Origin of the sequence: Rhizobium sp. 3T7, assembly GCF_020166565.1 — a bacterium.
Taxonomy (GTDB): domain Bacteria; phylum Pseudomonadota; class Alphaproteobacteria; order Rhizobiales; family Rhizobiaceae; genus Rhizobium.
In genome coordinates, this window is the sequence record NZ_JAIQXS010000014.1 from 18778 (window position 1) to 33359 (window position 14582).

Consider the following 14582-nt stretch of genomic DNA (forward strand, 5'->3'; position numbering starts at 1 on the left):
GAACTCAAATGAGGTTTTGCCTCGACATGTGTATTCGACGGGCGGCGGGCTTCCCGTTCTTGCCGTTATGTGATGCGCGAGCGAGGCAAGAAATACAAGTCGCCGTGTGATCTGGCCCCGGCAACCAACGCATTTGGGAAAATCGATAGACGACGCCTTAGCCATCTGCACCGACGTCCTTCGTCAGCACGCGCCTTGATCAGTAGAACCCGATGAAGGGCTGCGCCAGCCAGAACGCCTTCTTCTTCAACTCGCCGATGAGCGCGGCCCTGCAGTCAGCCTTTAAAGAGATCGGCGAGCCGCTGTCCAACCTGCGCGTCATGAGGTAGCGCGGAACCGGTCCGCCGCTGAGAAGGGGGAACGACAGCGCGGCCGTTCGCGCCTCGCTGGTGCCGATTCTCTCAGTGGCAGCTTTGCACTACGTCGTGCCTATTGAGCTGCGATATCGGGATGGTGCAGGGATTTCGATCTGTCGGCGGTTTGGAATGAATTCAGTCCGTTTCGCTTATATGTGAAATATATTTCATCTAGTGAATTATATTGACATACATTTCGTCTTCGCCTTTATTGTTCTCATCGGACTTCGAGGAGGAAGTTCGGTTTCAACGCGATCAGCGGCGTCCAAGTGACGCCCTCAGGCTTTTGGGAGGGGCTTCGGCCTCGAGGAGGAATCTTGCGCAAATTTATCAGCTCGACCGCCATGGTGGTCCTTGCAGCAACGCTTTTTGCCGGCACAGCATCCGCGGAAACGGACAATCCGTTCCGCTGCAAGCCTGGTGAAAAATACGTCATGAACGTCATGGTCTCGGGCGTGGAATACTGGTTCCCGGTCTATGAAATGTTCAAGCAGGCAGGCCAGCAGCTCGGTTGCGAAACCGAATATACCGGCACGCCGGAATATGACGTCAACAAGCAGATCGCCACCTTCGACCAGGCTCTGGCCCAGAATCCGGCTGGCATCCTTGTCCATCCGATGAACTCCGATCCGTTCATCGAGCCGATCAACCGCGCCATCGAGCAGGGCACGGCCGTCGTCACGTTTGCCGCCGACTCGCCGCTTTCCAAGCGCGTCTCGTTTATCACCTCGGACAACACTCGCGAAGGCATCTATGCCGCCGACGCAATCGCCGAGAAGCTGGGTGGCAAGGGCGAATATGCAGTTCTGGAAAATCCGGGCCAGGACAATCACGACAAGCGCATCGCCGCCTTCATCGGCCGTATGGAAGAAAAGTGGCCGGACATGAAGCTGGTCGGTCGCGCCGCTTCCAACCAGGACCCGACCAAGGCCTATCAGGGGCTTTCAAGCATCATCCAGGCCAATCCGAATCTCGGCGCGGTCTTCATGCCGGAAGCGAACTCCGCGATCGGCGCCTCACAGGCGTCCAAGGAAAACGGCGGCAAGGTTCTTGTCATGTGCGCCGACGTCAACGCCAACATTCTCGACATGATCAAGGCTGGCGAAGTCTTCGGCTCGATCAACCCGAACCAGGGCATGCAGGGTTACATGGGCTTCATGCTGTTGTGGCTTGCCAAGCATCAGGAACTGATCGACCCGATGAACGACGCCAAGCGTTCGGGCTTCAACCCGATGAGCATCCCGGTGGTCGATAATGGTCTTTCGATCGTCACTGCCGAAAATGCCGACGACTTCTATTGGGATAAGTACCTGAAGCGCCGCGGCACGAAGGGTATCGAGGAGTAAGGGCATCGGCCCTTTGTCTCCTTCTCCCCGGCGGGGAGAAGGTGGCCCGGAGGGTCGGATGAGGGGGATGGATGGCTCTGAACTTGCCGCACTCCCCCTCATCGCCTTGCAAGCGAGGCACTTCTCCCCGTCGGGGAGAAGAGGCAGATTATCGCAGCCGCCTCGATCCGGGACCGGCTATGAATAAGGAAAATGAAGATGGCGGAGCCGGTGCTCACCATTCAAGGTATGACTAAGCATTTCGGGGCGATCCGGGCGCTGGCGGATGTCAACTTCACGCTCGAGCGCGGCGAAGTCCATGCGCTCTGCGGCGAAAATGGCGCCGGAAAGTCGACGCTGATGAACATCATCGCTGGCGTCCTACAGCCGACCGACGGCGAAATCCGCGTCGATGGAAAACCCATCCGCATCGCTTCACCGGCTGCCGCGCAGGCGCTCGGCATTGGTCTGGTGCATCAGGAAATCGCGCTCTGCCCTGATGCGACGGTGGCCGAGAATATGTTCATGGCCGCGACCAGTCGCCGGCGCTCCCCTTTCATGAATTACCGTGCTCTGGAGCGCGATGCCCAGCGGGTGATGAACCGGCTGGCTGCCATCGACGTCCGCCAGAAGGTCGCGGATCTGCCGATTTCCAGCCAGCAGCTTGTCGAGATCGCCAAGGCGCTGACGCTCGACTGCCGCGTGCTCATTCTGGACGAGCCGACCGCAGCGCTTACCGAAACCGAGGCGCAGCAGCTCTTCTCCATCATCCGCGACCTCAAGGCGAACGGCATCTCGATCATCTATATCAGCCACCGCCTGGCCGAGATCTTCAGCCTCTGCGACCGCGTGACCGTCTTTCGTGACGGCCGGTATGTCTGCACCGACAAGATCGACGATGTCACGGCCGATGATGTTGTGCGCCGCATGGTTGGCCGCGAGATCACCCAGCTCTATCCGGAAAAGCTCGGGGCCGAAGACGCCTCCAGCGAAACCATCCTCGAAGTGGATGGCCTCGGCGATGGCGCTCGATTCCATGATGTCAGCTTCGATCTGCGCCGGGGTGAAATCCTCGGCATCGGTGGCCTGATCGGCTCCGGCCGCACGGAGATCGCCGAAGGCATTTGCGGGCTTCGCGCACATACGGCAGGCGAAGTCCGCCTGCATGGCAAGCCGCAGGCGATCCGAGCCTATGCGGATGCGGTCAAGACGGGCATCGTCTATCTGTCGGAAGACCGCAAGGGGGCCGGCATCTTTCTGGAAATGTCGATTGCCCAGAACATCTCGGTGCTGAACTTGAAGGCGCTCACTAACCATGCGGGCCTGCTGAACGGCCGTACCGAGGCGGCGCTGGCGCAGGATTTCGCGCGGCGGCTTGCCGTGCGCATGGGCGGCGTCGAGGCGCCGGTAAAGTCGCTGTCCGGTGGCAACCAGCAGAAGGTGGCGATCGCCAAGCAGCTTGCGGTGAAGCCCAAGGTGGTTCTGATGGACGAGCCGACGCGCGGCATCGATGTCGGGGCCAAGACCGAAATCCATCGGCTGCTGCGCGATCTCGCGCGCTCAGGCATCGGCATCGTCGTCATCTCATCGGAAATGCCGGAATTGCTCGGACTTTGCGACCGCGTGCTGGTCGTCCGGGAGGGACGTCTTGCCGGCGAGCTTGGCCCGGAAGACATGACGGAAGAAGCCGTGATCCGCCTTGCATCGGGGATTAGTGCGGCAAGGACGGCAGATCATGCCGCGTAAGGAGGGAGAGACGGGAATGGCAATCGACACGATGGCGGCGGACATGCCGAAGACGGGGCACTGGAAACGCATCGGCACCATGCGCGAAGCGGGGTTGATCGCAATCATCCTGACGCTCTGCGTGATCATGAGCTTTGCCTCGCCGCACTTCCTCACGCTCGGCAACTTCCGCGCCATGCTGATGAGCTTTTCGGTGGAAGGCATCGTCGTCGTCGGCATGACGATCCTGCTCATCGTCGGCGGTATCGATCTCGCGGTCGGCTCGGTCGTCTGCTTTGCCATGGTGCTCTCCGGCTCGCTTTTCCTAGCCGGGCTCGATCCGTGGACGGCCTCGCTGATCGGCATTCTCGCCAGCGGCGCCATTGGGGCGATCATGGGGTTCTTCGTGACGGTGGTGGGACTCAACCACTTCATCACCTCGCTTGCCGGCATGGTGATCGTGCGCGGGCTTTGCCTGGTCATCACCAAGGGCACGCCGCTGTCGCTCTTCACGCTGCCGGCAGGTTTCAAGGCGGTCGGGCAAGGCACCTTCTACGGCGTTCCCTATGTAATCCTGATCTTCGTCGCCGTCGTCATCCTGTTTGATTTCCTGCTGCGCCGGGCAACGGCCTTCCGCAAGGTGTTCTATACCGGCAGCAACGAGAAGGCGGCGCTCTATTCCGGCATCCGCACCAACCAGGTGAAGTTCTGGGTGACGGTTCTGTGCTCGACGCTCGCCGGTGTCGCAGGCGTCATCTATATGTCCCGCTTCGGTGCCGCGACGCCCACTTTCGGCGTCGGCATGGAGCTGAACATCATCGCTGCGGCGGTCATCGGCGGCGCTTCGCTGAACGGCGGCTCGGGTACGATCTTCGGTGCCATCCTCGGCATCGCGCTGCTCTCGGTCGTCACCTCATCGCTGATCCTGCTCGACGTTTCCGTCTATTGGCAGGACATGATCAAAGGCTGCATTCTGCTCGCTGCCGTCTCCATCGACCATTTCCTGCACAAGCGGAAGGCCTGATATGCCGATTGCCAAACTGAAACCCAAGACAACTGCGCCGCGTGAGGAAATCGTCATCGCGCGCCAGATGCACCAGGCGCTCGTGCTGCACTTTCTCGAAGGTTTGACGCAGTCGCAGATTGCCGACCAGCTCGGCATCTCGCACGCCACCGTGAACCGGCTGATCAAGCGCGGCCGCCAACTCGGCCTCGTCGAAATCAAGATCAAGTCGCCGGTCGAACCGCTGGTGGATATGGAAGAACGCCTGCTGGCACTCGGCGGCATCGGTCGCGCCGTGGTGGTGCCGACCGTTTCCGATAATCCGCAGACGGCGCTGCAAGCGGTTGGGGAAGCGGCGGCACGGTTGCTGCTGGAGGAAATTGCTGATGGCGACACGATCTGTATCACCGGCGGCAAGGGTGTCGGCGCCGTCGTCGCCGGCCTGCAGCCCGCTCGCCGCTTCGATGTCGAGGTGATCCCGGCGACCGGCTGCGTGCAGGGCAAGCATTATACCGACGTCAACCACGTCTCGACCCTGATGGCAGACCGGCTCGGTGGACGCTCCTATCAGATCCATGCGCCGCTCTTTGCCGATGATGCCGAGCAGCGGGACATTCTGATCAATATGCGCGCCGTCGCCGATGTCTTCCAGCGGGCGCGGGAGGCCAAGATTGCGGTGGTCGGCATTGGCTCGATCCTCAGCACAGATTCGACCTATTATGATCTGCACCCCTCCTCCAGCGAGGACCGCAAGGCCATTGAACATTCCGGTGCGAGCGCGGAACTGCTCGCTCATCTGCTCGATGGTGAGGGCCGGGTCTGCGACTACAGTCTCAACCGAGTACTCGTTTCTCTGACGTTGGAAGAGTTCGCCTCGATCCCGACGAAGATCGGCGTGGCAAGCGGCCTCAACAAGGCCAGCTCGATCCTGAGCGTGCTGCGAGGCAACCACCTCGATATGCTCGTCACCGACGAGGCGACCGGGGCACGCATTCTTGAAATAGCATCCGAGGAAGGGTTTTCGGCATGAGCAGCGAACAGTTGATCCGCGAGATCGGGCGCTCCGGCGTCAAGGCGTCTGCCGTCGGGCTCGGCACCTGGGCGATCGGCGGCTGGATGTGGGGCGGGACCGACGAGCCGCAATCCATAGCCGCCATTCAGGCCTCGCTCGATGCCGGCGTGACCCTCATTGACACGGCTCCGGCCTATGGTCTCGGCCGCTCGGAAGAGATTGTCGGCAAGGCGATTGCCGGGCGCCGCGACAAGGCCGTCATCGCCACCAAATGCGGCCTTGTCTGGCATACGCGGAAGGGCAACCACTTCTTTGATCAGGACGGCAAACCGGTTCACCGCCATCTCGGGCGCGACTCGATCATCCATGAGGTCGAGGAAAGCCTGCGCCGGCTCGGCACGGACTATATCGATCTCTACATCACCCACTGGCAGGACGCGACGACGCAGATCGAGGAGACGGTGCGGTCGCTGGAAGAGCTGAAGGCGGCCGGCAAGATCCGCGCCATCGGCGCCAGCAATGTCGATCGCTCCGAGCTTCAGCAATATATCAGCACCGGATCGCTCGATGCGATCCAGGAGCGGTTCAGCATGATCGACCGCGAGATCGAGGCGGGCCTGCTGCCGCTCACCGTTCAAAATGGCGTGTCGACGCTCAGCTATTCCTCGCTGGCGCTCGGCCTGCTCTCCGGCACCATCGAACCGGACCGCGTCTTTTCGGGTGATGACCAGCGCAAGGACAACCCGCGCTTCTCCGTCGCCAACCGGCAGAAGGCGAAGGCGTTTTCCGAGGCGATCCGGCCGGTCGCGGAGCGGCATGAGGCGAGCATCGCGCAGGTGGTGATCGCCTGGACGCTGGCGCGGCCCGGCGTTACTTTTGGCCTCTGTGGCGCGCGAAACCCGGCGCAGGCGCTCGACAATGCGCGGGCCGGAACACTCAGGCTTACTGCGGAAGAACTTTCGGCCATCGACGTGGCGCTGGCTGCGAAACTGGCCAACATGGACGGATAACAGGCTGTCATCATGAACCGTGAAGAGACATTGGACGGGCTCCGCAATAGCCCGAAGGTGGACGTGTGCGTCCTCGGCGGCGGCATCAACGGGCTCAGCGTCTTTCGTGAGCTTGCGCTGCAGGGTGTGAACGTGCTGCTCCTCGAGAGGGGCGATTATTGCTCAGGTGCCAGTGCAGCGCTGTCGCGAATGGTGCATGGCGGCCTGCGCTATCTCGAAAATGGCGAGTTCAGCCTTGTCCGGGAATCGCTGGTTGAGCGTGACCGGCTGCTGCGCAACGCGCCGCATTACGTCGCGCCGCTGCCGACCACCGTTCCGATCTTCGATGTCTTCTCCGGCCTCGGCAACGGCATCGTGCGTTTCCTCGGCCTCACCCGCCGCCCGAGCCGCCGGGGCGCCATCACCATCAAGGCAGGGCTCGGCATCTATGATTTCCTGACCCGCAAGCGCGCATTGATGCCGAAGCATCAGTTTCGCGGTCGTCGCAGCACGCTTGCCAAATGGCCTGCGCTCAATTCCGCGATCCGCAATTCCGCCACCTATTACGACGCCTGGGTTAGTCACCCGGAGCGCATCGGTGTCGAGATCTTGCGCGACGGGCTCTCTGCCGGCCCGAATGCCGCTGCTTTGAATTACGCTACGATCGAGCAAGCCCCGGCCGGAGGTTTCCTCCTGCGCGACGACGTCTCCGGCGAGGTGCTGACGATCAAACCGTCTCTCATCATAAACGCCACCGGCGGCTGGATCGATATTGCCAACGGCGCGCTCTTTCCGGAGGATACACGGCCCGCGCCGCTGATGGGCGGTACGAAGGGCTCGCACTTGATCATCGATCATCCCGGCCTGCGCGACATGCTCGACGGCCACATGATCTATTACGAGAACGAGGACGGACGCATCTGCATCCTGTTTCCCTATCTCGGCAAGGTGCTGGTCGGTTCGACGGATATCCGGGTGGACGACCCTGGAACTGTTCGCTGCGAGGCAGACGAACGCGATTATATCCTACAATCGCTCGCCTTCGTGTTGCCGGGCATCGTCATTCGGCCGGAAGAGATTGTCTTCCAGTTTGCGGGCGTGCGGCCGTTGCCCGCCAGCACCGACAGTTTTACCGGCCGCATTCCGCGCGATCATTTCTGCACGATGCTTGAAGGCAGCGATGGCGGTCCCCCGGTGCTCTGCATGATCGGCGGCAAGTGGACGACTTTCCGTTCCTTCGGGGAACTCGCCGCCGACATGGCGCTGGAACGGCTTGGCTTGCCGCGCCGGCTGGATACAGCCGAACGCACGTTCGGGGGAGGGCGCGGCTTTCCTGATGATCGCGATGACTGGCTGCGGCAACTTTCGGCCACGACTGGCCTTGCCGCCGATCGAGTCGCCACGCTCTTTACACGCTATGGCACCGATGCCGCCGAGATCGCCCGCTTTATCTCCGCGGGTGCGGATCAAGCCTTGCCCCACGCCGGCTACAGCGCCCGCGAACTTATCCATCTCATCCGCTCTGAGGCAGTCGAGCATCTGGATGATCTGCTGCTGCGGCGAACGACGCTGGCCGTCAGCGGCGAGCTTTCGCTTGATGTTGCAGATGTCGCCCTTGCTATCCTCGCCGCCGAGAAGGGCTGGCCGCCCCAGCGCGCGGCCGAAGAGCGCGCCCGTTTTCTGACCCTCCTGAACGACCGCCACGGCGTTTCGGAGGAAACCCTTTCCGCGAGGAACGAACAAAGGAGTGAACTATGCGAGACATCAGCAAGGTCCGGATGAACCGGCTGTTCGGCAACGGCCGTTGCCTGGATGTGGCGATCGATCATGGCGTTTGTAACGAGCCGTCTTTTCTCGACGGGCTGGAAAATATGCCGGCCGTTCTGAAGGCGTTGGTCGATGCGAAGCCCGATGCGATCCAGATGAATTACGGCCAGGCCGACCTTCTGCAGGACCTGCCCGGCAAGGACAAGCCGGCGCTGGTCATGCGCATCGACATGGGCAATCCCTACAACCGCATCCGTCACCGGGATATGTGGGCCGTGCTGCAGAACGAGGTCGAGCCGCTGATCGGCGCGCTGCAGATGGATGCTGCCTGCGTCGTTGTCAATCTGTTCATGCTGCCGGACGAGCCCGATCTCTTCCGCCAGTGTGTCCAGAACATTGCCCGCGTCCGCGCCGACTGCGAGAAATACGGCATGCCGCTGATGATCGAACCGCTGGTGATGCAGCCGGTAACCGAGCGCGGCGGCTATATGGTCGATGGCGATGCTGAGAAGATCGTGACGCTGGCGCGGCTTGCCCGCGAAATGGGCGCCGATATCGTCAAGGCCGATCCGACGACCAACGCGGGGGACTTCCACCGCGTGGTTGAGGCAGCGCGCTGCCCGGTGCTGGTGCGCGGCGGCGGCAAGGAAGAGCTGTTCGCCGTCTTCGCCAAATCCGCCGCCTTGATGCGGCAGGGGGCGATGGGCATGGTCTATGGACGCAATATCTATCAGCATACCAATCCGAACGCCGTCGTGCGCGGTCTGATGGCGATCATCCATGAGGACAAGAGTGGCGAGGAGGCGTTTGCGCTTTATCAGCAGCGATGAGGTTGGGTTTCCTCTTCTCCCCAACGGGGAGGAGAGGGTATCGGCGCTGGGCTTTCGGCCCGAACCGCGCAAGACTGTCAGAACCTTGGGAGGCGTTCGGAATGGAAAGATATCTGTTGGGGCTCGATGCCGGAAACACCGTCATCAAGGCCGTGATCTTCGATCTTAAGGGCAGGGAGGTGGCCTATGCCGGAGAGGAGGGCCATAGCCGCATGCCGTGCCCCGGTCATGTGGAGCGCGATCTCGGCGAACTCTGGGCCAATGCCAAACGGGTGATACGCACCTGCCTCGACAAAGCGGGCATTGCTGCCAAGGATATCGCGGCCATCGGCTGCGCCGGCCATGGTAACGGGCTCTATGCGCTCGATCGCAACGGCCAGCCGCTTCTCGGCATCCAGTCGCTCGATACGCGCGCGACCGGGCTTGTTGAGGAATGGGTGGCCGAAGGGGTCGGCGACCGCACAGCGCCGATCGCTCGCCAGCGCCCCTGGCCCTCCCAAACGCCGACGCTGCTCGCGTGGCTGAAACGCCATCGTCCCGAGCTCTTCCAGCGCATCGGCACGGTGTTCTTCTCCAAGGATTTCGTCGTCAACCGGCTGACGGGAAACCGTGTCAGCGAGGTTTCCGACATGTCCGGCGCCGGCTTGCTGGATCTCGCCGCCCGCCGCTACGACAGAACGCTGATGGCGGCCTACGGGCTTGCCGACAGCATGCATATGCTGCCGCCGTTGATCGAAAGCACCGATATCGCAGGGCATGTAACGGAAGATGTGGCGACCGAGACCGGGCTTGCCGCGGGCACGCCGGTTGTTGGCGGGCTGTTCGATGTTGTGGCGTCGGCGCTCGGCTCGGGCGTGTCGCGCACCGGCAGCGCCTCGATCATCGCCGGCACCTGGAGCATCAATCAGGTGATCATCGATGGCCCCGACCTTGATGGCCCGGTTTTCATGTCCTCCACCTTCGACCGCAGCCGCTACATGGCGATGGAAAACAGCGCCACGTCGGCCGCCAATCTCGAATGGCTGGTGCGGGAATTCTTCGAGGACGAGCATCAGGAGGGCGTCTCGCCCTTCGACGCGGCTTGCGCGCTCGCGGCTGCGGTCGCGCCGGTTGCGGATGATCCGCTCTATCACCCCTATCTCTATGGCGCCCAGCAGGATGGCCATGCGCGGGCCGGTTTCTATGGCATGGCTGGCTGGCACACCAAGGGGCATCTGATCCGCGCACTTCTGGAAGGTGTCGCCTTCAGTCATCGTCAGCATATCGAGACCATCCGCAAGGCGGGTGCGACCTTCGAGGAGGCGGTGCTCTCCGGCGGTGGCTCGCGCAGCAGGCTCTGGCCGCAGATTTTTGCGGATGTACTGGGCGTTCCCGTCACCGTTGCTGTGTCGCGGGAGACCGGGGCGCTAGGGGCTGCGATTGCGGCCGGGACGGGTGTCGGGTTGTTTGCCGATTTCACCGAAGGAGCCACCGCCATGGTGCGGACCGATCGGCATTATCAGCCCAATGCAGTGCTTTCGGCCCACTACGCCCGTCGTTACGGACTTTACAAGGATATTAACGAGGCGATGACGCCGCTGTGGCGGCGGCTTTCGGAGGCGCAAAGTCTCGCAAAAGGAGTTGCAGCGTGACCATGCCCATGAATGAAGCGCCTATGGATGAAGGCGTTTACGATTTCATCGTCGTCGGTGCGGGGTCGGCCGGTTGCGTGCTGGCAAACAGGCTCTCGGCTGATCCGAGAAACCGGGTGCTGCTGCTCGAGGCCGGCGGCTCGGATCGGTATCACTGGGTGCATGTGCCGATCGGCTACCTCTATTGCATGGGCAATCCGCGCACCGACTGGATGATGAAGACGGCAGCTGAGGCCAGCCTCAATGGCCGGACGCTCAATTATCCGCGCGGAAAGGTGCTCGGCGGCTGCTCCTCGATCAACGGCATGATCTATATGCGCGGGCAGGCGGCGGATTTCGACGGCTGGCGGCAGGCAGGCAATGCTGGTTGGGGCTGGGATGACGTGCTGCCCTGGTTCCTGAAATCGGAAGACAATTATCGCGGAAAATCGGCCTTGCACGGGGCGGGAGGCGAGTGGCGCGTCGAACGCCAGCGGCTGTCCTGGCCGATCCTCGATGCCTTTCGCGATGCGGCCGAGGAACTCGGTATCCGCAAGACCGACGATTTCAACGACGGCGACAATGAAGGGTCCGGCTATTTCGAGGTCAATCAGAAGGGCGGCCTGCGCTGGAACACGACGAAAGCCTTCCTGCGCCCGGCGATGAAGCGGGAGAACCTGCGCGTGCTGACGGGCGCGGAGACCGAGCGGCTGGAATTTGATGGCAAGGCTGTATCCGGCGTGCGCTTTCGCCTCAATGGCCGCTCCTGCGTCGCCCGCGCGTCGCGCGAGGTCATTCTGTCTGCGGGTTCGATCAACTCCCCGAAAATTCTGGAGCTTTCGGGGGTCGGGCGACCGGATGTGCTGTCGAGCCTCGGCATTCCCCTGCATCACGAGCTTCAGGGTGTCGGCGAAAACCTGCAAGACCATCTGCAGATCCGAACCGTCTTCAGGATCGAGGGTGCGCGCACGCTGAACCAGCTTTACCATAACCTGTTTACCCGTGCCGGCATGGGTTTGCAGTATGCGATCAGCCGGTCCGGTCCGCTCTCGATGGCGCCAAGCCAGCTCGGGATCTTCGCCAAAAGCGATCCGTCCGTGGCTACCGCCGATCTCGAATATCACGTTCAGCCGCTCAGCACCGACCGGCTCGGCGAGCCGCTTCATCGTTATCCTGCCGTGACTGTCTCTGTCTGCAACCTCCGGCCGGAAAGTCGCGGCACGGTGCATATAACGACACGTGATGCCTCGGCCGCCCCTGAAATTCGTCCCAACTATCTTTCGACCACGGGCGACCGGCTGCTCGCGGCAAATTCGATCCGTCATGCGCGCAGCCTGATGGAAACGAAGGCTATCTCCCGCTTTCGACCGCAGGAGATGCTGCCGGGCCGGGAATATCAGAGCGATGACGAGTTGATCCGGCGTGCAGGTGACATCGCCACCACGATCTTTCATCCTGTCGGCACCTGCAGGATGGGAAGCGATCCGATGGCGGTGGTGGATGCAAAGCTGCGCGTGCGCGGGCTTGAGAAGCTGCGCGTCGTCGATGCCTCGATCATGCCGACGATCGTGTCCGGCAATACGAACTCCCCGGTGATCATGATCGCGGAAAAGGCAGCGGAGATGGTGCTGAGGATGCAATAGCGGGACGATGTTTTCTTCCATCCGACTAGACATCCGGGAGCATCTACAGGTACCGTGATCACGACAGGCTGATCACGGGGCTGATCGAAGCTTCGCTCAGTGATTCTGGATCGCTATGATCCTGCTCCCTCTCCCGTCCGGCCGTGTTGATCTCCTTTCGCGCCCAGAGGCTGGTGCTGGCGATAATGGCGCCACCGATGACCAGCACTCCGGCCCATAACAGGGATAGGTCGAACGCGGCCGTTGTGAATGAAGCGACGAAAAGGGCTCCGACAAACGGCTCGACATAAGAGAAGGCCCCGAGCGCCTGAATGTCCCCTTTCTTCAGCCCATGGTCCCAGAAATAGATGGCGAGCCCCATAGGCAAGCAGCCAAGCGCAGCCATTGCCAGCCATTCAGCCGTCGTGGGCCTAACCCACTCTTCAAACGACAGGTGGGCGACGTATGAGACGATGGCGGAAGCGGCGTAAAACATTCCGAGAGCCGAGGAAGGAACTTCCGGCAGTGTTCTCGTCAGAACAGAATAAATCCCCCAGAGCGCCGCCGCAACGCCGATCAGCGAGAGATAGAAGGTCGCTCCCGCCGAAAAGGACGCTTCGCTGCTGCCGGTATCTACCAGACTGATGACGCCCGCCAACCCCATCAGCGCGCCGACAATGTGCCACCATCGGAGCCTCTCTCCCGGGAGGAAAGCAGACCCGAGCACGATCATAAGCGGTGTCGTTCCCTGAAGAAGGGCCGCGGCTGCCGCGGGCGCCTTCTGCGTGGCGTAGTAAATGCAGGCATGGTAGCCCACCAGCGAAATCACCACGAGCAGCCAGACGCGGGGTGGTTGACGAAATGCGGCAAGCGGGTGGCTGCCTGTGACAAGCCACACGAAAGGCGACATGGCGGCGGCGAAGAGAAATGCGGTCGCCACTGTCTGAAGAGGCGGAATGGCCGTGGTGAAGGTAACGAGTGTCGTCTCGGTGGCCCAGAGGATGACTCCCACAGCTCCGACCAGCGAGGCGACCAAACGGCTGGAGCTGAATAAAGACATCGCGCTTTGCCTTTATTCACCCAGTGCCACGACGGTGTCGGCATAGAAGCCGTTGAACTGCGTGCGCATCGACAGGCTGTACGCACCCATCATGCCGATTTCGATCCAGTCGCCCTCGCGAACGTCTTCAGGCAGATTGAACGGTGCTCCCAGCACATCGTTCGAATCGCAGGTGGGCCCATAAATCTTGAAATCGACATTGGGGGCCGCCCAGCGTGTGCCGTTCCTGATAAGCCGGGTCGGTCGGTGCTCCTTGGGGTGACCGAGCTCCTGCAACGTACCAAAAACGCCATCATTGACGAAAATGTTCGATCCCCGGCGCATCACCACCTGAACGATTGTCGTCCCCGCTGTTGCCACGAGGCTTCGGCCCGGCTCGCAAAGCACGATGCAGCCGCGCGGCAGCTCGATCATTCGCACCGCTCGGACGATGTTCCCGAAATAGTGCTCTCGCGCCTCGATCTTGTCGCCGGGATAAGGTGCTGGAAAACCGCCCCCGACGTTCAGCACGCTTAAGGGAACGCCCGCCTTGGTCGCGATCTTTCCAGCGAGTTCCACGGCGGCGGCAAACGCGCCGGGTGCCAGACATTGCGAGCCGACATGGAACGAGATCCCGGCCCTGATGCCTCGCGCGTGAATGGCCTTCAACATTTCGGCTGCGTCGTTGGGCTGGGCACCGAACTTGGTGGCGAGAACATACCTTGCGTCAGCGGGACGGGTAGCCAGGCGGACGGCGATCACCAGGTCGTCCCTGGAGCCGGCTTCGTCGACGATCTTTTCAATCTCTTCCATACAGTCGGCGGTATAGAAGCGAATGCCATGATGTTCGCTTGCAGCACGTATGGCGGGCCGTGTTTTCGCCGGGTTGTTGAAAAACTGGCCGGCAGCCTTCCCAAACATGCCGTCGATCAGACGGATCTCATCCAGCGACGCGACGTCAAAATCGGTAATGCCGGAACGATAGAGGGTCTCGAGCACGAATGGGTGAGGATTGCACTTGACCGCATAGAGCGCTCGGCCAGGAAACGACTGAAAGCTCTGCGCAGACTCCCGCAACTTCGCGGGCGAAATGCAAAAAACCGGTTCTGTTGGCTGCAATTCAGCAATAATAGTGTTCACGTCAGGATAGCTCGCGAGTGGAGTACCTGTGTGGCGAGCCTTCTCCAGCGATGGAATGGAACTTTGTATCCGTGCCTGGAGCTGGCGCGGGGACAAATCCGGCTCGTCTAGGACGGCAGACGCGGTTTGCGCAGTCATTTCAATTTTCCTGTTTGATTTCTGTT

At 61.6% G+C, this 14582-nt stretch carries 12 protein-coding genes; 9 read left to right on the forward strand and 3 right to left on the reverse strand.

Annotation, left to right across the window (positions count from 1 at the left end):
* Positions 1-199: 199 nt before the first annotated feature.
* Positions 200-322, reverse strand: coding sequence for a hypothetical protein (locus K9B32_RS28970; protein WP_263491008.1), 123 nt, complete (start codon positions 320-322; stop codon positions 200-202).
* Between the two features lie 351 nt (positions 323-673).
* On the opposite strand from K9B32_RS28970, the gene K9B32_RS19075 reads away from it, so the two are divergent.
* The 9 genes from K9B32_RS19075 to K9B32_RS19115 all read left to right on the forward strand — a co-directional run bounded on the left by K9B32_RS19075 (position 674) and on the right by K9B32_RS19115 (position 12260).
* Positions 674-1702 (forward strand): substrate-binding domain-containing protein, encoded by a 1029-nt coding sequence (locus K9B32_RS19075; RefSeq protein WP_224565007.1) that lies wholly within the window; start codon positions 674-676, stop codon positions 1700-1702.
* A 198-nt stretch (positions 1703-1900) separates the two neighbouring features.
* Positions 1901-3427 (forward strand): sugar ABC transporter ATP-binding protein, encoded by a 1527-nt coding sequence (locus K9B32_RS19080; RefSeq protein WP_224565009.1) that lies wholly within the window; start codon positions 1901-1903, stop codon positions 3425-3427.
* Between the two features lie 16 nt (positions 3428-3443).
* Entirely contained in the window at positions 3444-4430 is a 987-nt protein-coding gene (locus tag K9B32_RS19085) for an ABC transporter permease (protein ID WP_224565011.1), read from the forward strand.
* Position 4431: 1 nt separating this feature from the next.
* Positions 4432-5439 (forward strand): sugar-binding transcriptional regulator, encoded by a 1008-nt coding sequence (locus K9B32_RS19090; RefSeq protein WP_224565013.1) that lies wholly within the window; start codon positions 4432-4434, stop codon positions 5437-5439.
* The gene (locus K9B32_RS19095; protein ID WP_224565015.1) at positions 5436-6431 is read left to right on the forward strand and encodes an aldo/keto reductase; all 996 of its coding nucleotides are present in this window, start codon (positions 5436-5438) and stop codon (positions 6429-6431) included. The genes K9B32_RS19090 and K9B32_RS19095 overlap by 4 nt, the downstream gene beginning before the upstream one ends.
* Positions 6432-6443: 12 nt before the next feature.
* Positions 6444-8192 (forward strand): glycerol-3-phosphate dehydrogenase/oxidase, encoded by a 1749-nt coding sequence (locus tag K9B32_RS19100; protein WP_224565017.1) that lies wholly within the window; start codon positions 6444-6446, stop codon positions 8190-8192.
* On the forward strand, positions 8165-9007 hold the full coding sequence (locus tag K9B32_RS19105; RefSeq protein ID WP_224565019.1) for a class I fructose-bisphosphate aldolase: 843 nt from the start codon (positions 8165-8167) through the stop codon (positions 9005-9007). The genes K9B32_RS19100 and K9B32_RS19105 overlap by 28 nt, the downstream gene beginning before the upstream one ends.
* A gap of 101 nt (positions 9008-9108) precedes the next feature.
* Positions 9109-10638, forward strand: a complete 1530-nt coding sequence (locus K9B32_RS19110; RefSeq protein WP_224565021.1) for an FGGY-family carbohydrate kinase — start codon at positions 9109-9111, stop codon at positions 10636-10638.
* 2 nt (positions 10639-10640) lie between these two features.
* Positions 10641-12260, forward strand: a complete 1620-nt coding sequence (locus K9B32_RS19115) for a GMC family oxidoreductase (protein ID WP_263491010.1) — start codon at positions 10641-10643, stop codon at positions 12258-12260.
* 58 nt (positions 12261-12318) lie between these two features.
* Here the strand turns inward: K9B32_RS19115 and K9B32_RS19120 are convergent, their stop codons facing one another.
* Both K9B32_RS19120 and K9B32_RS19125 read right to left on the reverse strand, forming a co-directional pair.
* Positions 12319-13299: a DMT family transporter gene (locus tag K9B32_RS19120; RefSeq protein ID WP_224565025.1), complete on the reverse strand. Its 981-nt coding sequence runs from the start codon at positions 13297-13299 to the stop codon at positions 12319-12321.
* Positions 13300-13311: 12 nt separating this feature from the next.
* Positions 13312-14556 (reverse strand): type III PLP-dependent enzyme, encoded by a 1245-nt coding sequence (locus K9B32_RS19125; protein ID WP_224565027.1) that lies wholly within the window; start codon positions 14554-14556, stop codon positions 13312-13314.
* Positions 14557-14582 lie beyond the last annotated feature (26 nt).